Source organism: Staphylococcus sp. ACRSN (assembly GCF_022346615.1).
GTDB lineage: Bacteria > Bacillota > Bacilli > Staphylococcales > Staphylococcaceae > Staphylococcus.
This window is the reverse complement of sequence record NZ_JAKRNS010000009.1, coordinates 18,582-42,500: the sequence shown is the minus strand read 5'-3', so window position 1 is coordinate 42,500 and position 23,919 is coordinate 18,582. Positions and strand designations below refer to the sequence as shown.

15 protein-coding genes and 2 pseudogenes are annotated in these 23,919 nt (G+C 31.5%); 10 read left to right on the top strand and 7 right to left on the bottom strand.

Annotated features, from left to right (window positions below; genetic code table 11):
- Positions 1–224: 224 nt before the first annotated feature.
- A complete protein-coding gene (gene mscL / locus MHZ36_RS09585) occupies positions 225–578 on the bottom strand; it encodes a large conductance mechanosensitive channel protein MscL (RefSeq protein WP_239231266.1) in 354 nt (117 codons plus the stop codon).
- Positions 579–785: 207 nt separating this feature from the next.
- Here mscL and MHZ36_RS09580 point away from each other — a divergent pair, with 207 nt between their 5' ends.
- From MHZ36_RS09580 to menI, 3 genes are all read left to right on the top strand, one after another.
- On the top strand, positions 786–2,429 hold the full coding sequence (locus MHZ36_RS09580; protein WP_239231265.1) for a glycine betaine uptake BCCT transporter: 1,644 nt from the start codon (positions 786–788) through the stop codon (positions 2,427–2,429).
- A 354-nt stretch (positions 2,430–2,783) separates the two neighbouring features.
- On the top strand, positions 2,784–5,486 hold the full coding sequence (gene acnA, locus MHZ36_RS09575) for an aconitate hydratase AcnA (protein ID WP_239231264.1): 2,703 nt from the start codon (positions 2,784–2,786) through the stop codon (positions 5,484–5,486).
- Positions 5,487–5,605: 119 nt separating this feature from the next.
- A complete protein-coding gene (gene menI / locus MHZ36_RS09570) occupies positions 5,606–6,052 on the top strand; it encodes a 1,4-dihydroxy-2-naphthoyl-CoA hydrolase MenI (RefSeq protein ID WP_239231263.1) in 447 nt (148 codons plus the stop codon).
- A gap of 244 nt (positions 6,053–6,296) precedes the next feature.
- On the opposite strand, the gene MHZ36_RS09565 is transcribed toward menI, so the two are convergent.
- Together MHZ36_RS09565 and plsY are read right to left on the bottom strand one after the other, a co-directional pair.
- The gene (locus tag MHZ36_RS09565; protein ID WP_239231262.1) at positions 6,297–6,593 is read right to left on the bottom strand and encodes a HesB/YadR/YfhF family protein; all 297 of its coding nucleotides are present in this window, start codon (positions 6,591–6,593) and stop codon (positions 6,297–6,299) included.
- Positions 6,594–7,046: 453 nt separating this feature from the next.
- Positions 7,047–7,655, bottom strand: a complete 609-nt coding sequence (gene plsY, locus MHZ36_RS09560; protein ID WP_239231358.1) for a glycerol-3-phosphate 1-O-acyltransferase PlsY — start codon at positions 7,653–7,655, stop codon at positions 7,047–7,049.
- Between the two features lie 202 nt (positions 7,656–7,857).
- Here plsY and parE point away from each other — a divergent pair, with 202 nt between their 5' ends.
- The 4 genes from parE (at position 7,858) to glcT (ending at position 14,918) form a co-directional block, all read left to right on the top strand.
- On the top strand, positions 7,858–9,852 hold the full coding sequence (gene parE, locus MHZ36_RS09555; RefSeq protein WP_239231350.1) for a DNA topoisomerase IV subunit B: 1,995 nt from the start codon (positions 7,858–7,860) through the stop codon (positions 9,850–9,852).
- Positions 9,849–12,251 (top strand): DNA topoisomerase IV subunit A, encoded by a 2,403-nt coding sequence (parC, locus tag MHZ36_RS09550; RefSeq protein WP_239231261.1) that lies wholly within the window; start codon positions 9,849–9,851, stop codon positions 12,249–12,251. Before parE ends, parC begins: the two co-directional genes overlap by 4 nt.
- Before the next feature lie 245 nt (positions 12,252–12,496).
- Complete coding sequence (alsT, locus tag MHZ36_RS09545) at positions 12,497–13,939, top strand: glutamine transporter AlsT (protein WP_239231260.1); 1,443 nt, start codon at positions 12,497–12,499, stop codon at positions 13,937–13,939.
- Positions 13,940–14,075: 136 nt separating this feature from the next.
- The gene (gene glcT, locus MHZ36_RS09540; RefSeq protein ID WP_239231259.1) at positions 14,076–14,918 is read left to right on the top strand and encodes a glucose PTS transporter transcription antiterminator GlcT; all 843 of its coding nucleotides are present in this window, start codon (positions 14,076–14,078) and stop codon (positions 14,916–14,918) included.
- Positions 14,919–15,096: 178 nt separating this feature from the next.
- On the opposite strand, the pseudogene MHZ36_RS09535 reads toward glcT, so the two are convergent.
- The 4 genes and pseudogenes from MHZ36_RS09535 to MHZ36_RS09520 form a co-directional block, all read right to left on the bottom strand.
- Positions 15,097–15,465: pseudogene (locus tag MHZ36_RS09535) on the bottom strand (winged helix-turn-helix transcriptional regulator).
- A 148-nt stretch (positions 15,466–15,613) separates the two neighbouring features.
- A complete protein-coding gene (locus MHZ36_RS09530; protein WP_239231258.1) occupies positions 15,614–16,489 on the bottom strand; it encodes an NmrA family NAD(P)-binding protein in 876 nt (291 codons plus the stop codon).
- Positions 16,490–16,782: 293 nt separating this feature from the next.
- Positions 16,783–18,168, bottom strand: a complete 1,386-nt coding sequence (locus MHZ36_RS09525) for an alpha/beta hydrolase (protein ID WP_239231257.1) — start codon at positions 18,166–18,168, stop codon at positions 16,783–16,785.
- Entirely contained in the window at positions 18,158–18,628 is a 471-nt protein-coding gene (locus tag MHZ36_RS09520; protein WP_107591404.1) for a MarR family winged helix-turn-helix transcriptional regulator, read from the bottom strand. The genes MHZ36_RS09525 and MHZ36_RS09520 overlap by 11 nt, the downstream gene beginning before the upstream one ends.
- A gap of 294 nt (positions 18,629–18,922) precedes the next feature.
- Here MHZ36_RS09520 and MHZ36_RS14430 point away from each other — a divergent pair.
- The 3 genes and pseudogenes from MHZ36_RS14430 to mprF all read left to right on the top strand — a co-directional run.
- Positions 18,923–19,187 (top strand): annotated as a pseudogene (locus tag MHZ36_RS14430) (recombinase family protein); the annotation flags it as partial.
- A 306-nt stretch (positions 19,188–19,493) separates the two neighbouring features.
- The gene (locus tag MHZ36_RS09515) at positions 19,494–20,723 is read left to right on the top strand and encodes an AI-2E family transporter (protein WP_239231256.1); all 1,230 of its coding nucleotides are present in this window, start codon (positions 19,494–19,496) and stop codon (positions 20,721–20,723) included.
- Between the two features lie 452 nt (positions 20,724–21,175).
- Positions 21,176–23,701, top strand: a complete 2,526-nt coding sequence (gene mprF / locus MHZ36_RS09510) for a bifunctional lysylphosphatidylglycerol flippase/synthetase MprF (protein ID WP_239231255.1) — start codon at positions 21,176–21,178, stop codon at positions 23,699–23,701.
- The last annotated feature ends 218 nt before the right edge of the window (positions 23,702–23,919 follow it).

Below are 23,919 nucleotides of genomic sequence, written 5' to 3'. Positions count from 1 at the left end.
GATATATAAAATGTATTACTGGATTAAACAATGGCTTTGATTTATATAACGTTAACTTCAATTCCATGTAAATACAGTGTTGTTAAGATAAATGGACGAAAACGTTCTCAACTCAAACCTTAGCTAATTATTAAATTAAAAAGAGCTAATCCTATTGGATTAGCTCTTTTTAATTGAGAATGGGCGTTTACACCCTAACTCATAATTAGTAGCATTAAATAATTTTAATTTTTTTCACGTAATAAATCACGGATTTCAGTTAGTAATACGGTATTTTCTTCTATTTCTTCTTCTTCTTCATTTCTCAACAAAGTGTTAGCGATTTTTACAAAAATGAATAAAGCAAAAGCGATAATGATAAAGTCGATAATAGATTGTACGAACATACCATATTTAATACCCATGAACGACCAACTCTTAGCGAAATCAACTGTACCAAAGATTAAACCGATTAATGGCATAATAATAAATGTAACTAAAGCAGTTACGATTTTATTAAATGCTGCCCCCATTACTACTGCAACAGCTAAATCTAATACATTACCTTTTAAAGCAAATTCCTTAAATTCTTTTAACATTTAATTAACCTCACTTATTTTTTAAAACATAAAAATTATTATACAAGATAATTTATAAATAGAACATACTTTTTTTAGTTGAATTTGATAATAATACATGTGTTTGTTATTCTAATAAATGATGAAACTAATGTAGATTTATTAAGTTGTTTAAAATTCTACGTTAGTTTTTGTATTTAAATTTGACTAGAAAGGGAGTAATTATTTATGAATTCTTCTGAAAAACATGCAAATGGTAGGAAGATTTCTCCAGTTTTTATCTATAGTGCAATTCTTGTTGCGATAGTTGTGCTCATTGGTGCTATTTTGCCTGAACAATTTGATACGGTTACGAATGGCATTAAACTATGGATAACTGAAAAGCTAGGTTGGTACTATCTCATTCTTACAACGTTTATCGTCTTCTTTTGTATTTTCTTGATTTTCAGTCCTATTGGAAAATTGAAACTGGGCAAACCAAATGATAAACCTGAATTCAATACTGTTTCATGGTTTGCGATGTTATTTAGTGCTGGTATGGGAATTGGTTTAGTATTCTATGGTGCAGCTGAACCTATGGCTGATTTTGCTTCCCCACCTAATGCAGATCCTAAAACGAATGCTGCTTACACAGAAGCATTACGGTCTACATTTTTCCATTGGGGATTTCATGCATGGGCGATTTATGGCGTAGTGGCATTAGCTTTAGCATATGCACAATTTAGAAAAGGTGAGCCTGGGCTAATTTCTAGAACATTACGTCCTTTATTGGGTAATAAAGTGGAAGGTCCTATTGGGACAATCATTGATGTATTGGCTGTATTTGCTACAGTTGTTGGTGTAGCCGTGTCATTAGGTATGGGTGCACTACAAATCAATGGAGGACTTAACTACTTGTTTGGAATACCAAATAACGTTTGGGTTCAAGCAGTTATTATTATAGTTGTTACAATTTTATTTATTATGAGTGCTTGGTCTGGATTAAGTAAAGGTATTCAATATTTGAGTAATTTAAATATATCTCTTGGTGCATTATTAATGATTGTAGTGTTAATTATAGGGCCTACAGTTTTAATTTTAAATATGATGACAAGCTCAACTGGTAGCTTGTTAAACTCATTTTTATTAAATTCATTTGATACTGCAGCTCAAAATCCACAAAAGCGTGAATGGATGTCAAGTTGGACATTATACTATTGGGGTTGGTGGTTGAGTTGGAGTCCTTTCGTAGGTATATTTATAGCTCGTGTATCAAAAGGACGTTCAATCCGAGAATTCATTGCAGGTGTTTTATTAGTTCCAGCAATTGTAAGTTTCGTATGGTTTAGTGTATTTGGTGTTTTAGGTATTGAAACTGGTAAGAAACATGAAGAATTATTTAAAATGTCTGCCGAAACACAACTATTCGGAGTGTTTAATCATTTACCGTTAGGAATGATTTTATCAATAATAGCACTTGTTTTAATTGCTTCATTCTTTATTACTTCAGCCGACTCAGCAACTTTCGTGTTAGGTATGCAAACAACATACGGTTCATTAGAACCATCTAATGTAGTTAAAGTGACATGGGGTGTTGCCCAATCACTTATCGCATTCGTATTATTATTTGCTGGTGGAGGAAATGGTGCAGAAGCATTAAATGCGATACAAAGTGCTGCCATAATTAGTGCGCTACCATTCTCCTTTGTAGTTATAATGATGATGATCTCATTCTACAAAGATGCAAACAAAGAACGTAAATTCTTAGGCTTAACTTTAACGCCTAATAAACATCGTTTGCAAGAATATGTTCAACATCAACAAGATGATTTCGAAGATGATATTATAAATCGTAGAAGTTCATTGAGAGAAGCTGAAAAAACAGAACAATAATTGTAAGTTAATTATATAAAATAACAACTATCCCTCGTTGAGGTACGTTGAAAAACTAGACAGAATTTTGTTAGCTTTTTCGACACCTTAAAACGAGGGTTTTTTGTTTTATTTGTATGCTAGATAAACTATTAAAAAAGAGAGAATATATGTAATAAAAAGTGATAATGATTCTCAATTGATAAAAATAACTTATTACACTAGCACTTTATCATAAGTATAACTTATACATACTGATTGAAAATTCAAAACTAATTTATAAGGTTTTCTACCTTTATCCAGTTGTTTTAAATTACATATAATTATACAATTTAAGTAACGGCATATATTAAAAAACTTTCAGGGGGGATTTATATGGCTTCAAATATTAAGCAACAAGCTAAAAAATCGTTTGATCTTAATGGGAAAACGTATACGTACTATGATTTGAACACTTTAGAAGAACAAGGTTTTACTAAAGTATCGAAATTGCCATATTCAATTAGAGTATTATTAGAATCAGTATTGAGACAAGAAGATGGATTTGTTATTACAGACGAACACATTAAAGCATTATCTGAATTTACAGAAGGTGCTGATGGTGAAGTTCCATTCAAACCGTCTCGTGTTATCTTACAAGACTTCACAGGTGTTCCTGCTGTTGTTGACTTGGCTTCATTACGTAAAGCGATGAATGACGTAGGTGGAGATTTAAACAAAATTAATCCAGAAGTACCGGTTGATTTAGTTATCGACCACTCAGTACAAGTAGATAGTTATGCCAATCCAGATGCATTAGAACGTAATATGAAATTAGAATTTGAACGTAACTACGAGCGTTATCAATTCTTAAATTGGGCTACAAAAGCGTTTAATAACTACAGTGCTGTACCACCAGCAACTGGTATCGTACACCAAGTTAACTTAGAGTACTTGGCAAATGTAGTACATGCACGTGAAATTGATGGAGAAACAGTTACATTCCCAGATACATTAGTTGGTACTGACTCACATACGACAATGATTAATGGACTTGGCGTATTAGGTTGGGGTGTAGGTGGTATAGAAGCCGAAGCTGGTATGCTTGGTCAACCATCATATTTCCCTATTCCAGAAGTAGTTGGTGTTAGACTTTCAAATGCATTACCACAAGGTTCAACTGCAACTGACTTAGCATTACGTGTTACTCAAGAACTACGTAAAAAAGGTGTGGTTGGTAAATTTGTTGAGTTCTTCGGACCAGGGGTACAACATTTACCATTAGCTGACCGTGCAACAATTGCAAACATGGCACCTGAGTATGGTGCGACTTGTGGTTTCTTCCCAGTTGATGAAGAAGCATTGAAATATTTAAGATTGACAGGGCGCGCTGATGATCAAATTGATTTAGTTAAAAAATATTTAGAAGAAAACAGCATGTTCTTTACTGTTGATAAAGATGAACCAGAATATACAGAAGTTGTAGAATTAGATTTATCAACTGTTGAAGCATCATTATCAGGCCCTAAACGACCACAAGATTTAATTTTCTTAAGTGATATGAAAAAAGAATTTGAAAAATCAGTTACTGCTCCTGCTGGTAACCAAGGTCACGGATTTGATGAAAGCGAATTTGATAAGAAGGCGACTATCAACTTCAATGATGGTACTACTTCAGAAATGAAAACAGGTGATATTGCAATTGCTGCAATTACATCATGTACAAATACGTCTAATCCATATGTAATGTTGGGTGCTGGTTTGGTTGCTAAAAAAGCAATTGAAAAAGGTTTGAAAGTACCTGATTTTGTAAAAACATCACTAGCTCCAGGTTCTAAAGTTGTAACAGGTTATCTAAGAGATGCAGGATTACAATCTTATTTAGACGAGTTAGGCTTCAATTTGGTAGGTTACGGTTGTACAACATGTATTGGTAACTCAGGTCCATTACTTGAAGAAATTGAAAAAGCAATTGCTGAAGAAGACTTATTGGTAACTTCAGTGCTTTCTGGTAACCGTAACTTTGAAGGTCGTATTCATCCATTAGTTAAGGCGAACTATTTGGCATCTCCTCAACTTGTAGTGGCATATGCATTAGCAGGTACAGTGGATATCGACTTACAAAACGAACCATTAGGTAAAGGTAAAGATGGCGAAGATGTATATTTAAATGATATCTGGCCAACAATTAAAGAAGTTGCAGATACTGTTGATAGTGTTGTTACACCGGCATTGTTTAAAGAAGAATATGAAACGGTTTATAACAACAATGAAATGTGGAATGAAATTGATGTAACAGATCAACCGTTATATGACTTTAATCCTGATTCAACATATATTCAAAATCCATCATTCTTCCAAAACTTATCTAAAGAACCAGGAAAAATTGAACCATTAAATCAATTAAGAGTAATGGGTAAATTTGGTGATTCAGTAACTACTGACCATATTTCTCCAGCAGGTGCGATTGGTAAAGATACACCAGCAGGTAGATATTTACTTGAACATAATGTTCCTATTCGCGAATTTAACTCATATGGTTCTCGTCGTGGTAACCATGAGGTAATGGTTCGTGGTACATTCGCAAATATTCGAATTAAAAACCAATTAGCACCAGGAACTGAAGGCGGTTATACAACTTATTGGCCAACTGGTGAACAAATGTCAATCTTTGATGCAGCAATGAAATACCGTGAAGATGGTACAGGATTAGTTGTATTAGCAGGTAGTGACTATGGTATGGGTTCTTCTCGTGACTGGGCGGCAAAAGGTACAAACCTATTAGGCGTTAAAACTGTTATTGCACAAAGTTATGAAAGAATTCACCGTTCAAACTTAGTTATGATGGGTGTATTACCTCTACAATTCCAAGAAGGCGAATCTGCTGATAGTTTAGGTATCGATGGTACTGAAATTATTTCTGTAGAAGTAAATGAAGATGTAAAACCACATGATTTAGTTAAAGTTCAAGCTAAAAAAGAAAATGGTAAAGTAATCGAATTTGAAGCTATTGCTCGTTTCGATTCTAATGTTGAACTAGACTACTACCGTAACGGTGGTATCTTACAACTTGTATTAAGAAACAAATTAGCACAATAAAATAACAACATATTCAAAGTATTGAATACGTTAGAATAAGCTGTATTAGCAATATGCTAGTACGGCTTATTTATGTTAACATTAAATTATATGAACAATTGAAAAGAGGCTATTTAAAGATGATTTACAGTTTAACTGAAATAGAATCACGATATCAAGAAACGGATCAAATGGGCGTGATTTATCATGGAAACTATCCGACATGGTTTGAAGTAGCGCGTACTGATTATATTAATAAATTAGGGTTTAGTTATAAGGAAATGGAAGACGCTGGTGTGATATCACCTGTAACCGATATTGAAATTAAGTATATTAAGTCGATATTTTATCCGGAAAAGGTAACAATTAAAACATGGGTAGAAAAATACACAAGGTTGCGTTCGCTTTATCGTTATGAAATTTATAATGAATTAGGTGAATTAGCGACAACGGGTTCAACCGTTTTAACTTGTATCACGAAAGAGGATTTTAAACCTGTTCGTTTAGACAGAGCATTTCCAGAATGGCATCAAACATACCAAAATGTTGAAGAAAGAAATAAAGCAGGGGAAGCCTTGGAAATATAAACTGCGTATTATTTATATTCCAATTAAGAGATGGTCGTTCATTATTTCAATGAACGACCATCTTTTATGTGTTTTGCAAATAAATTTGCATTAATTATTGTACTTGAATGAGATATTAATAAAAATTGCAATCAATGTAAGGTAAAAAATGAATATCACTTGTTTGAGTAGGTACATTAAAACATCTATCTAGTTATAATGTATTGAACTATTACACAGTGCGCAAATGTATTTCATTAGCCTCTTATTGTTTTGTATAAGAGATTTCATCAATACCGTCATTTACATCGATGAATAAATTATCATCTTGGAAATACCATAAGTCTTTCTCGGCTATAACGACATTTAAACCTTGGTAATTATTTTCATAACCAATTTCTAAGTCATTCTTTCGATCAACACTAAATGCAGGACTAAATCCTTGTTTCAATTGGAATTCTCCACCGTAACGAACGAAGAATTGTAAGACTTTATCATCTTCTGGTAAATCTAGTTCTTCTTTAAACCAAGATACAGCATTGTCTGAAAGTTCTATACCCATAATTAAAGTCCCCTTTCGGTTCACAAGTGGTTCACTTATGACAATTTATTACTAATTTATTTTTAAATTAGTATTATATTCATTACCCATTTTGGATAATGTTAAAAGCAGTATAACATAATTTTTTAATAAAATATCCTATAATACTGCTCGTTTCACTTAATTTTTCAAAAATCATGCTATTGACCTATATTAATAGTATAATAGATTAATGAGGAAAAAGATGTTGTAGTTGTAATATTGAAAAATGAATCAGGGCAATACCTTATTTTTCTAAAAGTACTTCATACAGATAGGTGGCTATGATAACGTACTTTAAGAAAAGCAAGGAACAAGCCATTTTAATACAGCGCGTTGTTAAATAAATAATAAAACAGGCTAAAACATTAAAAATGCCTCAGCCTGTCAATAAAAATTAATTCAGTTTTTAAAATTCATGTGGTTTTGTAATAGTTACATCCATTTTATCTTAGGTTCTTCACCTTTAAATATGCGTACAATGTTTGAACGGTGTCTTATAATCAGTAGAACGCCAACACCTATGCTTACGACAAGCAAGATATAGTCTCGAATGACTAAGGCGCCAATAATACAACAAATTGATGCGATTATACTTGATAGCGAAACATATTTTGTTAAATACAAGATTCCGAAGAATATTGCTGCTAATATTAATAATAAGACGGGATTGATACCAAGTATAACACCTGCGCTCGTGGCAACTGCTTTTCCACCCTTAAATCCTAAATATATTGGATATACATGACCCAAAATTGCAAAAGCACCAACAATTAGACCGTTTGTGAAGAATGTGCTAATTGCACCATCTGCATGTACTGGTAACCACAATGGAAAGAAAACGACAATAAATCCCTTGAAAATATCTAAGAAAGTAACTAAAAATCCAGCTGGCTTTCCTAAAACTCTAAAACTATTTGTCGCGCCAGTGTTACCACTACCAAATTGTCTAATATCTTTTTTGAAAAATAATTTTCCTATTACATAGCCACTTGGAAAAGCACCGATAAGGTAACTTAGAATTAACATGATTATTATCATTATCATATTCAATTACACATCCTTTAATGACATTAAAAACATTTTATCACATAAGGGGACAATAAGACGAATAAAAATTAAAAAGAAATGAATTAACATTTAAAAATTTATTTGGTGCTTGCATTTTATCAAGATTTATATAAAAATAACTATTGTATAGTTTTAATAACGAACGTACGTTTGTAGGAGGGCGAAACGATTGGCAATGAACAAACAAAATAATTACTCGGATGATTCCATTCAGGTGCTTGAGGGATTAGAGGCCGTTAGAAAAAGACCTGGGATGTATATTGGTTCTACCGATAAACGTGGTTTACATCATTTGGTGTATGAAGTTGTCGATAATTCCGTCGATGAAGTATTAAACGGTTTTGGTAATGAAATCGCTGTTACGATAAACAAAGACGAAAGTATTACAATTGAAGATGACGGTAGAGGAATGCCTACTGGGATTCATGCATCAGGCAAACCGACAGTTGAAGTTATTTTCACGGTACTTCATGCAGGCGGTAAATTTGGACAAGGCGGATATAAAACTTCAGGTGGTTTGCATGGTGTAGGTGCATCTGTTGTAAATGCATTAAGTGAATGGTTAGAGGTTGAAATTCATAGAGATGGCATGATTTACCAACAAAGTTTTAAAAATGGTGGCATACCAGCATCTGGATTAGTCAAAAAAGGGAAAACAAAAAAAACGGGTACGAAGGTAACGTTTAAACCAGATCCAGAAATTTTCAAAGCATCTACTTCATTTAATTACGATGTGTTGAGTGAACGTTTACAAGAATCTGCATTCTTGTTGAAAAATTTAAGAATACATCTCAAAGATATGCGTGTGGGTAAAGAACGTGAAGATTTCTATCATTACGAAGAAGGTATTAAAGAATTTGTTGCCTATGTCAACGAAGGAAAAGAAATCTTACATGATGTTACGCTATTTAGTGGTGTTGCTAACAATATTGAAGTTGAAGTTGCGTTTCAATATAATGATCAATATTCAGAAAGTATCTTGAGCTTTGTAAACAATGTGCGTACAAAAGATGGCGGAACACATGAAGTAGGATTCAAAACTGCTATGACACGCGTTTTTAATGAATATGCACGTAGAATCAATGAATTAAAAGCTAAAGATAAAAATTTAGATGGAAATGATATCAGAGAAGGCTTAACAGCGATTATTTCAATTCGTATTCCAGAAGAATTATTACAATTTGAAGGACAAACTAAGTCTAAATTAGGTACAAATGAAGCGAGAAGTGCTGTAGATTCAGTTGTTGCAGAAAAACTACCTTATTATTTAGAAGAAAAAGGCCAACTTTCAAAAGCTTTAGTTAAAAAAGCAGTTAAAGCGCAACAAGCGCGTGAAGCTGCACGTAAAGCGAGAGAAGATGCGCGTTCAGGTAAGAAAAATAAGCGTAAAGACACATTGTTATCAGGTAAATTAACACCTGCGCAAAGCAAAAATACAGAGAAAAAAGAACTGTATCTTGTTGAGGGTGATTCTGCTGGAGGTTCAGCTAAATTAGGTAGAGACCGAAAGTATCAAGCAATTTTACCTCTGAGAGGGAAAGTAATCAATACTGAGAAGGCAAGATTAGAAGACATCTTTAAAAATGAGGAAATCAACACAATCATCCATACAATCGGTGCAGGTGTTGGTACTGAATTTAAAATAGAAGACAGTAACTATAATCGTGTCATTATCATGACTGATGCTGATACCGATGGCGCACATATTCAAGTCTTATTATTGACATTCTTCTTCAAATATATGAAGCCATTAGTAGAAGCTGGTAAAGTATTTATCGCATTACCACCATTATATAAATTAGAAAAAGGTAAAGGCGCATCTAAGAAAGTAGAATATGCGTGGACAGACGAAGAACTTGAAAAGTTACAAAAGAAACTTGGAAAAGGTTTTATGTTGCAACGATATAAAGGTCTTGGTGAAATGAATGCTGATCAACTTTGGGAAACAACAATGAATCCAGAAACGCGAACATTAATTAGAGTACAAGTTGAAGATGAATTACGTTCATCAAAACGTGTCACAACATTAATGGGTGACAAAGTAGCACCACGTCGAGAATGGATAGAAAAACATGTTGAGTTTGGATTACAAGAAGATCAAAGTATATTAGATAATAATGAAATCCAAATTCTAGAACAGGAAAATCCTAATGAGGAGGAAGTAAATTGAGTGAAATAATCCAAGATTTATCACTTGAAGATGTTATTGGGGATCGCTTCGGTAGATACAGTAAATACATCATTCAAGAGCGTGCTTTGCCAGACGTTCGAGATGGACTTAAACCTGTTCAAAGACGTATATTATATGCAATGTATTCTAGTGGAAATACTTATGATAAAAATTTCCGTAAGAGTGCTAAAACAGTCGGTGATGTAATTGGACAGTTTCACCCACACGGTGATACATCTGTTTATGATGCGATGGTACGTTTGAGTCAAGATTGGAAACTGCGTCATGTATTGATTGAAATGCAAGGTAATAATGGTAGTATAGACAACGATCCTGCAGCAGCAATGCGTTATACAGAAGCAAAGTTAAGTCGTATTTCTGAAGAGTTACTCAGAGATATTAATAAAGAAACCGTACCATTTATGCCAAACTATGATGATACAACAACAGAACCAATGGTATTACCGGCTAGGTTGCCAAACTTATTAATTAATGGTAGTACAGGAATTTCTTCTGGATATGCAACGGACATTCCACCACACAATTTAGGTGAAGTGATTCAAGCAACATTAAAATATATTGATAATCCTGATATCACTGTGAGTCAACTTATGAAATATATAAAAGGACCGGACTTTCCAACAGGTGGCATCATTCAGGGTGTTGATGGAATTAAAAAAGCATATGAATCAGGTAAAGGTAAAATTATCGTGCGTTCTAAAGTTGATGTTGAAGAACTTAGAAACGGTCGAAAGGAACTTATTGTTACTGAAGTGCCATATGAAGTAAATAAAAGTGCATTAGTGAAAAAGATGGACGAACTGCGCGCAGATAAAAAAGTTGATGGTATTGTTGAAGTTCGAGATGAAACCGATAGAACAGGATTGCGTATTGCTATTGAATTAAAAAAAGATGTAAATAGTGAAGCTGTAGCTAACTACCTATATAAAAATACAGATTTACAAGTTGCTTATAATTTTAATATGGTAGCAATTAGTGAAGGTAGACCTAAATTGATGGGAATCCGTGAAATTATTGATAGCTATTTAAACCATCAAATCGATGTTGTTACCAAGCGAACACGTTTTGAATTAAATCATGCTGAGAGTCGTATGCATATTGTTGAAGGTTTAATGAAAGCACTGTCAATATTGGATGAGGTTATTCAATTAATTCGTAATTCTAAGAATAAAAAAGATGCTAAAGAAAATCTTGTTGAAAAATATGCATTTACTGAAGCTCAAGCAGAAGCTATTGTTACACTGCAATTATATAGATTAACAAATACAGATATTGTGCAATTGCAAGAAGAACATGATGAGTTAAAGGCACTGATTAATAAATTGACTAATATTTTAGATAATCATGATGCATTATTGAATGTGATTAAAGAAGAACTTACAGATATTCGTAAACGATTTAAGCAAGAACGACTTTCTAAAATTGAAGCGGAAATTACAGAAATTAAAATAGACAAAGAAGTAATGATTCCAAGTGAAACAGTAGTGATGAGTATTACGAAACATGGTTATATTAAACGTACTTCGCTACGTAGTTTTAATGCAAGTGGCGTAGATGAGATTGGCGTCAAAGATGGCGATGCGCTCTTGAAACAACAAGAGATGAATACGTTAGATACCGTGTTAGCTTTCACTAATAAAGGACGCTATTTGTTTATTCCAGTTCATAAATTATCTGACATTAAGTGGAAAGATTTAGGTCAACATGTGTCGCAAATTGTACCAATTGACGAAGGTGAATACATCATCGATGCCTTTGGTGAGAGTGATTTTAAACCGGATGCTTATTATATATTAGCTACCAAGCATGGTATGGTTAAGAAAAGTAATGTATCGATGTTTAAAACATCACGTTATAACAAGCCACTCGTATCAATGAAATTAAGAGATAACGATCAAATTATTGACGTAATGCGTATAACGAAAGATCAGTTATTAACGGTTATCACTAATAAAGGTATGTCATTAACTTATAATAGTGAGGAATTATCAGATACTGGCTTAAGAGCTGCAGGTGTAAAATCTATCAATTTGAAACCTGAAGACTTTGTAGTATTGACGCAAACGATTTCTGAGGAAAATACAATTTTAATGGCAACACAACGTGGTTCATTGAAACGAATTAGCTTCAAGATATTACAAGAAGCGAAGCGTGCACAACGTGGTATTACATTGTTGAAAGAGCTTAAAAAGACACCACATCGAATTGTGGATGCTCAAATTGTACAACCAAACCAAACACAATATACGATTTATTCAGAAAGCCAACAAGAGTTAGGAAGTATTAAAGATATACATCTTTCAGAACAGTATACTAACGGAAGCTTTATCGTAGATATTAATGAATTTGGTGAGGTTATCGCACTAGATTTAGATTAAATTTTTAAAATTTATTAGTAAAATTGTCTATATATTGATAAAATAATAATATGTACAATATAATTGAACTCAAGGGATTTGTAGTTAGTTGAAGATTATAAATATAACAATGCGTTTATAGTTTATGATCTTTAACTTCGTAAATGCTCGCTCAATATTTTAGTTATTGAGTAAGTTATTGCGATAATACTATGGGTCTCTTGATTTTATTATGAAATTTAACTTATTAGATTTGAGGGATGAAAGTGAGAGATTTTGATGGTTTAATACCAGATTGGTTCAAAGATTTCGTACAAGTTGGTAATGATTTGATATGGTCTCAATATTTAATTGGACTACTCATAACAGCCGGTATTTTCTTTACGATTGGGTCCAAATTTGTTCAATTACGTTGGATACCAGAAATGTTTCGAGCAATTGGTGAAAAACCAGAAACATTAGACAATGGTAAGAAGGGTATCGCACCATTCCAAGCATTTGCCATTAGTGCAGCATCACGTGTTGGTACAGGAAATATCGCAGGTGTAGCCACAGCTATCGTTCTTGGTGGACCAGGTGCAGTATTTTGGATGTGGATTATCGCATTCATCGGTGCAGCAAGTGCATTTATAGAAGCAACACTTGCACAAGTATATAAGGTGCCAGATAAAGAAGGTGGATATCGTGGCGGTCCAGCTTATTACATAACTAAAGGTCTAAACCAAAAATGGCTAGGTATTCTTTTTGCGATATTAATAACGGTAACATTTGCATTTGTATTTAATACTGTGCAGTCTAATACAATCGCAGAATCTTTAAAAACACAATACAATGTAAGTCCTGTAATTACAGGGATTGTATTAGCAATTTTAACAGCAATTATTATTTTTGGTGGTGTACGTAGTATTGCAACAATGTCATCTGTAATCGTACCAATTATGGCAATTTTATATATTTTAACTGTTGTAATAATTTTAATTATGAATTTTGATCAAATTATACCGATGATTACAACGATCATTAAAAGTGCATTTGGTCTTGAGCAAGTCACTGGTGGAACAATTGGTGCAACTATTCTACAAGGTGTAAAACGTGGACTGTTCTCAAATGAAGCAGGTATGGGTTCTGCACCTAATGCTGCTGCCACAGCTGCTGCGCCTCATCCTGTAAAGCAAGGACTTATTCAGTCTCTAGGAGTGTTCTTTGATACAATGCTCGTTTGTACTTCGACAGCAATTATGATTTTGCTATATTCAGGTTTAAAATTTGGCGAAAATGCACCACAGGGTGTTGCAGTTACACAAGCAGCATTAAATGAGCATATTGGCAGTATTGGTGGTATTTTCCTTACGGTCGCTATTGGGCTTTTTGCATTTTCATCTGTTGTAGGTAATTATTACTATGGCCAATCCAACATTGAATTTTTATCTAAAAACAAGGTTATTTTATTTATTTTCAGATGTCTAGTTGTGGTATTAGTATTTGTTGGTGCTGTCGCTAAGACGGATGTTGTTTGGAGTACCGCTGATCTATTTATGGGCTTAATGGCAATTGTAAACTTAGTAGCTATCATTGGTCTTTCAAATATTGCGTTTGCAGTAATGAATGACTATCAAAAACAACGCAAAGCAGGTAGAAAACCAGTTTTCAGGCCAGAACAATTAGAAATAAATTTATTCGGTATTGAAAGTTGGGGCATGAAAAAATAAGTATTTATAAAAAGCTACGTGCAATTCATTATAATTGTTACATAGCTTTTTTAATATGTAATTTTTCGATCTATTACTTCCCATTTTTTTGTTTTCAATATATAATTTTATTGACATATAAATAAGGATGAAAAAAATGAATGATTACTTAGTTACGAAAGTTTTAAATAATAATGTCATCATTTGCACAAAAGATACGCATGAATATGTTCTGATTGCTAAAGGGATTGGTTTTAATAAAAAAGCAGGTATGACATTGCAAAAAAATCAAACGATTGAAAAAGTATATATTTTGGATCAAAAATCTCAACAAGAATATTATAAATCAATCATTGCATATGCCGATGACCAACTTATCCAAGCGGTTATTGATGCGGTTAATATCATTACCAATTCTGAATTAAAAATCGATAATCAGCAACTTGTAGTTTCGGTTACAGATCATATTATATTTGCATATAAACGTCTGAAACAAGGTCAAATTATCAATAATCCATTCGTTGTAGAAACAAAGCAATTGTATAATAGAGCTTATATCATTGCGGAAAAAGTTATTCACAAACTTAATCATGTATTGGATGCGAACTTTCCTGAAGATGAAATTGGATTTATTGCACTTCACATTGCATCAAATACCGAAACTGTATCGATAGACGAGATGAAATTTATTAATCGCCTTATAAATAAATGTATTTTTATATTAGAACATGATTTAAAAAATAATATAGATAAAGAATCTGTACATTATCAACGTTTTATTAGACATATTCAATTTTTAATTAAAAGGTTGAGTCATGGAGAGAACCTTCAACCTAATGAAGCCTTTGAAGCACTTTTAAAAGCGCAATACCCATTATGCTATAATATCGCTTTAAAGATTATGAAGATGTTACAACAAGAATTGAAAGTTGAAATATATGAGGCGGAAATTACTTATCTTACATTACATGTATATCACTTTATGGCAAATAAGAAATAAGTGACGGTTGCTATTTTTTAATAACAATTGTTGCATTATATTATATGCTTCCTTTAAAGTAGGCACTTAAAAAGTGAAATCTTTGAAGGGAGTCACTTTACTTGATATATGAAAATGAATTTAATCAATAAATGAGAAAAAGCAACGTACTGTGATAAAGGTGTACGTTGCTTTTCATTTAATCATCTTTGTTTAACTGCTCTCCATATTTTTTTCCGTAATTTTCCATCATATCTATGATAGGAACTAAGTCTTTTCCTTTATCTGTTAAAGCATATATAACTTTTGGAGGAACCTCTGGATAAACAGTTCTACTTATAATGTTATCCGCTTCTAACTCTCTAAGTTACTTAGTTAATGACCCTTGAGAAATACTTTCCAAAAATTTTTTGATTTGATTATAACGTCTATCTTTTTCTTTCAAATACCATATAATTAAATTTTTATAACGACCTGACAAAATGTTTTGAGTATAGGCAATACCATAGATATCTCGTCCTTCTTCTATAAGTCTTCTGTCAAAACCATAATTACAAATTTTAACCATAAAATTCCTCCAATATAAAACAGCGTGCTTTCTGTATTGTTCAATACATCTCGATTATCTATTCCATCATATACTAGCTAAAATTAAAAATAGGATTAACAGCTTTTTTAATTGTTAATCCTTGTTGTTCTTTAGTTAGTACTAATTGCTATTTAAAATAATCTTTTGCCCATTCTTTCATAGTAATACCTGGACGTCCAACTACTGTTTTTACATCGTCATGAACTATATTTTGGTTCCATATTTTGTTTTCTGAACCTAATTTCATAGTAATAACAGCACTTTCCATATAAGCCCGAATTGAAGGTGATTCAATTTGAGAAATATAGGCTTCTAAAGTTTCTGGACTGCCTATATTGACTTCTATATTTTGGCCAGATACTTCAGATAAAATATCTGCAACTTCTAAGCTTGTAAGTACTTCAGTACTCAACCAATAATTAGCACTCCCATGTTTATCAGGACCTTCTTTTAAAACTTTAGCACTTACAGCACCTATATCATCTGCAAATACCCAACCCTGTGAGGCATTACCCCAATTGACTGTAAATGATTTTGTTTCTGTTAATGGAGGGTCTATAATTAAAGTAGTATCAGCAATGACATTTGGGTGAATATGTGTCCAATTAATACCACTTGCTTCTATATAAGTTTCTACAAGGTCATGCCAATTAAAATGCGGTATCATATCACGACGAGAAGTAAACACACCTAAATGAACGATATGGTTTACTCCTGCTTCCACTGCGGCGTCTACTAATCTTTTACTTTGATGTAACATATCAGAAGTATAGCCTGTTAATAAAAATACACGATCAACATTTTCTAATGCTTTTGGAAATGTTTCTGATTTATTAAGATCGAGTATAACGGCCTCTCTACCTTCATTACTCCATCTTTCAGCTGTTTCTAGGCGACTTGTTGCAAGACGAATTATGATTCCTTCATTATTTTTGTCCAAATATTTAACTACTTTTGAACCGACTCTTCCCGAGGCACCAATAACCAATATTCTTTCATCCATATATAACTTCCTTTCTTTATAATTCTAATATTCAGTTGAAAACTATTTCTTAATCACTAATTATATAAATTTCACTACAATTTTAAAAGTAGGCAATAAAAATAGAGATAGTACTAAAAAAAGTACTATTGTGACATATAAAGAATTATGAGTATAAATTGGTTTTATAAATAATCATTAATTAGGATTTTAAATATTATTACTTTTGTTGGTTTTACATATAAAATGACGACTTCTTTTCTTAAATCTAAAATAATGAGTAAAATATAGTAATTCGTATAACTTTAGAAATATTAATTTAAACTTTTTAAGAACTCAAATTTCTTTTCCAAATAAATATGAGAAGCTTTTGAACCCATATTATGGAACATGAATCCATGACCTTGTTCACTTTTCTTTATATCTGGTATATACAATTCTGATTTAACATTGTGTTCTTTTAATATATGATAATAATCTCTAGCTTGATCTGCGAATGTACCTGTGTTCCCGTCACTAATATAAGTAGGTGGAGATTCACTAGTAACTTTTTTTATCAAATTTATTTTATTGATTTTATTTTCATTTCCACTTACAACAGGCATATCGAAATAAGCAGCCATACTTTGACCAAAGATATAATCTGTTATTAAATTTTCTTTTTTTGTCTTGTGACCACGTGATGCATCAAGTGCTGGGGACTCTAAAACTAAAGCTTTTATGTTTTTAGATTTAATGACAGGCTTAATACCTGATTCTTTGGAATACTGTGGATTTGTTTGAATTGTTGTAAAATCGGCAGCTATAAATCCACCTGAGCTCCCACCTGCAAAAACTACTGAATCCATGTTTATTTTATACTTCTCATCATTTTTTTTCATGAAATTTACAGCTTCTGATAATTGATTAACTGGGGTCGGATGTACATATTGAGGTGCCAATGCATAGTTTATTGTTACTACATTATACCCATGGTCTATCATTTTTTCATATTGCTTTAAAGTTGTATTTTGAGATGTGCTTGCGTTAGGATCACCACCCATAGAGTCGCCTTGGATAAAGCCTCCCCCATGAACATAAAAATACGTTGGTCGATTTTTATCAAAATGTCCAGTTGGTGTAATGATATTTAAATAACTTCTTGGATATTTATCACCATATTTAATATTTGTAGTTAATTGGTATTTTTTATCGATTATCATAGTTTTAGATGGAGGAGCATTATAGCTGTTTTTAGCACCTGTAGAATTTTGTAAAAATAAAGTAACTGGTTTAGGTGAAATTATACAGATGATTAATAGTATTGTAATGAATGTTAAAACTAATAGTGTAATCAGTTTTAGCCCTGTAACTAATATAGTCAATATAGCATGCTTGAATTTCCTTCTAATTCCTAAACCAATACTTAATAAGATAAATCCTGTAATAGATAGTGTGACTTGAGCGGCTAAAAATAGGGCTATTTTATTAAATAACATGCAAGTAATTTCAATTAAAATGAAAAATGTTGACAATAACATAATTACAGCAAATATTTTTCTATGAGTAAGCTGTTTTGTGATTACCATATTAATTATGAGTGCAATAATTGATATGACACCTAGTGGTATAAGATAATTGATAAAAAATGCCTGTGACCAATTTAACAAAATAAAAAGCAAACCCATGATACTACTGTATATTTTGAATTTATTTCTCATTTTCTAATATTTCCTTTTCGATAATTTTAAGTTGTTTTGCTATTGTTGTTAAACTTTCGATAACTTTATCCCAATCTTTACCATCGAAGCCGTGTCCAATGGGCATTAATGTATTTATTAATTCATTTCTCTTAGTATTTAACAGTTCATGACCATATTTTGTTAATTTAATAAAAACAACTCTACGATCTTTTTTATTATATATTCGCTCAATATATCCTTTATCTACTAATCTACTGACAATAGCTGTGATAGAACTTTTTTTAACATTAAACTCTTTTGCCAATAAACTAGAAGTACAATCTTCTCTTGAATTTATTGCGTTCATTAAATTGAATTGATCTGATGTAATAGGACTATTGGCAAAGGCATCTTTTTGAATAACGTACATGCTATTCATCATTGATTGTGAAATTTGACTATACTTATCAATGTATTGTTCTAAAGTTTTTATATCCATTTGAGAACTCCTTTTATAAAATAGTTTCATTGTCTAACTATTAGACTATGAAACTAGTTTAATCTATATATTTAAAAGTGTCAATAATAGACAAACCAAATAGTGCTTATAACTTTACCAGTCGAAATTGTCCATCAGTAGTTCAAAAAGTGAAAATCTTGGTATTAATAAACAATAAAATTTGAGAATCAGAAGAGACCATTGTTGTTTGAAAATCAAGTAGCCTGGTACGAAGCAAGGAGGAGTTAATCACATGAGTTAACGAACGATTTGTGATGTTACATAGGATTATAAGAAAATATAATTATAGATAAATTATGTGCTACAGGACAATTAGTATTACATTTATTCACAACGTTTGCAGAATTTGAACTTAATATAATTTTAGAGCATTCTTCAGCTGATTGAATGGTAGTTCATGATACAGTATGATAGGGGATTTGAAGAATTGAATAAGTAAGATTTGAGTCTACTCAAAACGCTTTATGATAATGGCACACCAATTAAGACAAATGAAAAAATGGCAATTTCAAACACAACAATTTATCGTTACATCTGAATATATGGTTAGTGTATAAATTTTAAAATTTATACTTAATAAACATAATGTAGTGAAATATATGTTTAGAGCAATGCTTATATGTTATTATGAATTTAATAACCAAGCATTTATGAGATTGACTGATAAATGTATGTTATTACTTCGTATGAAAAGGTCTTAATTAAATTATTATACAGTTTATAAAGTATAATATGAGCTAAAGCAAATATGTAATGTTTTATATTATTATCTGAAGTTGCTCATTCTACATAAACATTGCTATTAAGACTGCTTTAAGAATTAAATTAAGGTATGGTGAAGTAAATGAATCAAGAAACAAACACTAAGCAAGAAACAACGAAGCAAAAAAAAGACAGGCTCAGATTAAGTTTTCCTGAGACACGCTTTATGAAATTTTTTGGTGGTAAAGATTTAATTTTTGGACTCATTGTACTTATTTTGGTTGGTTTTTCTATATTTATTTTTGATCAAGTATCGTATATATTTAAGCCATTTATTATTGTGTTTAATACAATAGCAGCACCAATCATAGTTTCTATTATTTTATATTACCTATTAAATCCATTAGTTAATTTAATGGAGCGATATAATATTGGACGTGCTTGGGGCGTTATTATCCTCTTTTTACTTATTGTAGGGGTTATTTCTTTAGCAATTAACTTATTAATTCCTGTAATAGGCACACAAATAAAAAGTTTTGGACATAATTTCCCAAATTATGTTGATAAAGTAAATGGTTTAATTGATAGCATAACCAAGTATTCATTGATATCTAATTCGTATAGTCAAATCCAAGACCAACTTGATACATTATCTAAGAAAATTCCTTCTATGATTTCTGATTACTTTAACGGTTTTGGTACAAAAGTAAAAAATGTAGCAGAAGCTTTAGTTAATGTTGGTGTAGTGATTGCGACAACGCCATTTGTCTTATTCTTTATGTTAAAGGACGGTCATCGCTTCAAAGAATTTTCAACTAATTTGATGGCTCCAAAATTTAGAAAAGACTTCCATGATTTATTAGATAAAATGAGTGAACAAGTTGGTTCTTATATCCAAGGTCAAATTATTGTTTCATTCTGTATTGGTATATTATTATTTATCGGTTATAGCATTATTGGGTTGGACTATAGTTTAATTCTTGCCTGTATCGCAGCGGTGACAAGTGTTGTTCCATATATCGGTCCGACAATTGCAATATCGCCAGCAATTATCATTGCTTTAATCACTTCGCCGATTATGTTATTAAAATTAATTGTAGTCTGGACTGCTGTACAGTTTATTGAAGGTCACTTTATTTCACCTAATATTATGGGTAAAACATTGAAAATTCACCCATTGACAATTATTTTCATTTTATTAAGTGCAGGTAATTTACTTGGTGTCGTTGGTGTGATTTTAGGTATACCAGCTTATGCTATATTAAAAGTATTAGTATCACATTTATTTTACTTATATAAACGTAGATACAATAAATATTATGGCGATGATGCCGGTAAATATGAAATTAAAGATGAAGAACTCAATCGTTAATCGTGCTTGAAGCGGACGTCTTTGGTTTTATTTGAAAATATAGAGTTTTAAGTTTGTTAACTAGATAAGTTTAAAATAGTTGTTGTATAAAAGCGTTAATTTCTACTAATTTATATTAGAAATTAACGCTTTTTTTGCTGTGTATTTTAATTGTGTAAGGTGATGATAGATCATTTGAATTTGAATAGTGATAGTTGGTTTATTAACAATTTTGAAAGTATATTATTCATATATGTTGAAATAAAAATTATGTAAAAATTTAACTTGAAAAAATAATTTGAATTAGAAAGAGTATAGTAAAACGAATGAAATTACATTTACAACTATAGTTTTTATCAATAATTGATATGACATTATTGTTAGTTCATGTTTGTTAAATTATATTTCTTTGAGATTTATATTGTGGTATATTTTTTATGAATATATGAAACTAGGAGAAATGAAGTGGAAAAATGTCGAAAGAACTAAGAAGTAAGCTGCTATCAACCTTAAAAATAGTATTTGCAGTTGCTTTATTAATTTTTGTAATATTTACGTTGTATCGTGAGCTTTCTCATATCAATCTAAAGGAAACAATCAAGTCTTTTGGTAAAATCAATAGTTTATGGTTAGTGGGATTGTTCTTAAGTGGAGGGGCTTCAATTGTTGTCATGTCTTTATATGATGTGATATTAGCAAAAACATTAAAACTACGTATATCCATTTTGAGAACTGTACGTATTGGATATATCGTAAATGCGCTTAATTCAGTCGTTGGTTTTGGTGGATTTATTGGAGCGAGTGTAAGATTTTTATTTTATAAAGATACCACTAATGATAAGAAGGCTTTAGTGCATACAATATCTATTGTTTTAATTTCAATGTTAACGGGATTAAGTTTATTGTCTATTTTAGTTGTGTTACATGTGTTTGATGTTTCACATATCTTTAGTCCATTTCCTTGGATTAAATGGTTATTATATGGTGTTGCATTGTTTTTACCTATTTTTATTATAATTACCATTGTAAAACCTGTTCAACAAAGTGCGAAATATCTTGGTGTATATTGTACACTTGTATCGGCTGTGGAATGGTTTGTAGCAGCCTTGGTATTATATCTAGCTGCTTATATTGTTGGTATTCATATTGCATTTCCGACATTTATAGGCATCTTTATCATTGCTGCACTATCAGGATTAATTAGCTTTATTCCAGGTGGTTTCGGATCATTTGATTTAGTGGTAATTTTAGGTATGAAAGGTTTAAATATACCTGAAGAGAAAATTGTTTTAGCAGTTTTATTATATCGTTTTGCATATTATTTATTTCCACTTCTTGTGGCACTTATTTTATCTACTTTTGAATTTAAAGGTACAGCAAAACGTTATTGGGAAGATTCAAAGTTCAGTGTGCCAATGAAAGATATGTCGTCATTATTAGCATCATATCAAAAGGATGTTTTAGGTAGAATCCCTTCATTTTCTATTGCTATGCTATTAATATTCACGAGTCTTGTCTTTTTCTTAAATAATATAACAATTATTTATGATGGACTATATGCACCAAATCACAATTTGTATTACGTCATAGTGGCGATACATACGTGTGCTTGCTTACTATTACTATTAAATGCATATGGTGTTTATTGTGGCTCAAAAAGAGCTATTTTATTTTCAATTACTTCTGTCATTTTAATTTTTGGTGTGACAGCGTATACGTATGTCTCGTATATATTATTAGGATGGTTAATTATCATTATAATATTACTTGGTATATTTTATCGAAGAGCTACAATTATTAAAAGGCCATTTAGGTTAAGCAAATTGTTAGTTAGTATCGTAATTGGTGCAATGATATTATTAATTAATCATATCATTATTACGAGTACTTTTAGAACATTAGATATATTTCATGTAGAAGTAGATACTTCTATATTACGGTACTATTTTTGGATTACAATCATATTGGTAGCAGTAGTTGTTGGTTTTATTGTATGGTGGTTTGAACATCGTTATCGTGTATTAAGAACGGATGAAGCATTAGAAATTTGTCAGGATATTGTTAGTGAATATGGAGGCCATTTCTTAAGTCATTTAATGTATAGTGGTGATAAAAAGTTTTTCGTAAATAAACAACACGATGCGTTTATCATGTATAGATATAAAAATAATGCCTACATTGTATTAGGAGATCCAGTTGGTAATTCTAATTCGTTTAACAATTTATTAGAAGAATTTTATACAGAAGCCAAATTTTTAGGATACGATATTATTTTCTATCAAGTCACTGATAAATATATGTCTTTATACCATAATTTTGGAAATCAATTTTTCAAACTGGGTGAAGAAGCGGTAATAGACTTAGACAATTTTACAACTTCTGGGAAAAAGAAACGTGGTCTAAGAGCGACACTCAATAAACTTGAAGAGAGTGGTATGACATTTGAAGTTATACAACCGCCTTTTTCTGATTCACTTTTAAAAGAATTGAAAGATGTAAGCGATGAATGGTTAGGTGATAAAAATGAAATGCATTTTTCTGTAGGTCAATTTGACACTTTTTATCTTAACCAAGCACCGATTGCATTGATAAAGGATAAGGATGAACAGGTTATTGCATTTTCTTCAATTATGCCAGTTGTTGATAAGGAAATCATCTCAGTTGATTTAATCCGTTGGAAGTTAGATAGTGAATTACCTTTAATGGATGGACTTTATCTAAAAATTTTATTGTGGGCAAAAACATGTGGTTACCACAAATTTAATATGGGTATGGCAACATTATCAAATGTAGGACAAGTACAGTTTTCATTTTATGGTGAACGTATTGCAGGTAGAGTGTTCGAGCATTTTAATGGTCTTTATAGATTTCAAGGTCTAAGAAGGTACAAGGAAAAATTCAAACCGGATTGGGAACCGCGATTTCTTGTTTATAGAAAACACCATTCACTTTGGCTAAGCATGATTAAGGTCATGCGCGTTATTAGAAAGAAAAAGTAATACAAATACGCTTTATATATAACAAAGTGCACACAAAAAAAGGACAAATCTTCAATTGAAGATTTGTCCTTTTTTATAGCTTAAAAGTCTAGCACTTTAAGCTTTTAGGAGTTTAAGTGTAGTGCTTAATGGTTTGTATAGCTAATAATTGGAGAAGTAATTAGCTACTTAATAAACTAACTTGAATACTAAAAATGTCATTTTATTCTAACTCTATA

What these genes read in the sequence shown, in the direction of transcription:
- mscL (WP_239231266.1), bottom strand. Translation starts at nt 578, where the DNA reads ATGTTAAAAGAATTTAAGGAATTTGCTTTAAAAGGTAATGTATTAGAT.
- glcT (WP_239231259.1), top strand. Translation starts at nt 14,076, where the DNA reads ATGAATGATTACTTAGTTACGAAAGTTTTAAATAATAATGTCATCATT.
- MHZ36_RS09580 (WP_239231265.1), top strand. Translation starts at nt 786, where the DNA reads ATGAATTCTTCTGAAAAACATGCAAATGGTAGGAAGATTTCTCCAGTT.
- MHZ36_RS09530 (WP_239231258.1), bottom strand. Translation starts at nt 16,489, where the DNA reads ATGGATGAAAGAATATTGGTTATTGGTGCCTCGGGAAGAGTCGGTTCA.
- mprF (WP_239231255.1), top strand. Translation starts at nt 21,176, where the DNA reads ATGTCGAAAGAACTAAGAAGTAAGCTGCTATCAACCTTAAAAATAGTA.
- MHZ36_RS09565 (WP_239231262.1), bottom strand. Translation starts at nt 6,593, where the DNA reads ATGGGTATAGAACTTTCAGACAATGCTGTATCTTGGTTTAAAGAAGAA.
- MHZ36_RS09525 (WP_239231257.1), bottom strand. Translation starts at nt 18,168, where the DNA reads ATGAGAAATAAATTCAAAATATACAGTAGTATCATGGGTTTGCTTTTT.
- parE (WP_239231350.1), top strand. Translation starts at nt 7,858, where the DNA reads ATGAACAAACAAAATAATTACTCGGATGATTCCATTCAGGTGCTTGAG.
- acnA (WP_239231264.1), top strand. Translation starts at nt 2,784, where the DNA reads ATGGCTTCAAATATTAAGCAACAAGCTAAAAAATCGTTTGATCTTAAT.
- menI (WP_239231263.1), top strand. Translation starts at nt 5,606, where the DNA reads ATGATTTACAGTTTAACTGAAATAGAATCACGATATCAAGAAACGGAT.
- MHZ36_RS09520 (WP_107591404.1), bottom strand. Translation starts at nt 18,628, where the DNA reads ATGGATATAAAAACTTTAGAACAATACATTGATAAGTATAGTCAAATT.
- MHZ36_RS09515 (WP_239231256.1), top strand. Translation starts at nt 19,494, where the DNA reads ATGAATCAAGAAACAAACACTAAGCAAGAAACAACGAAGCAAAAAAAA.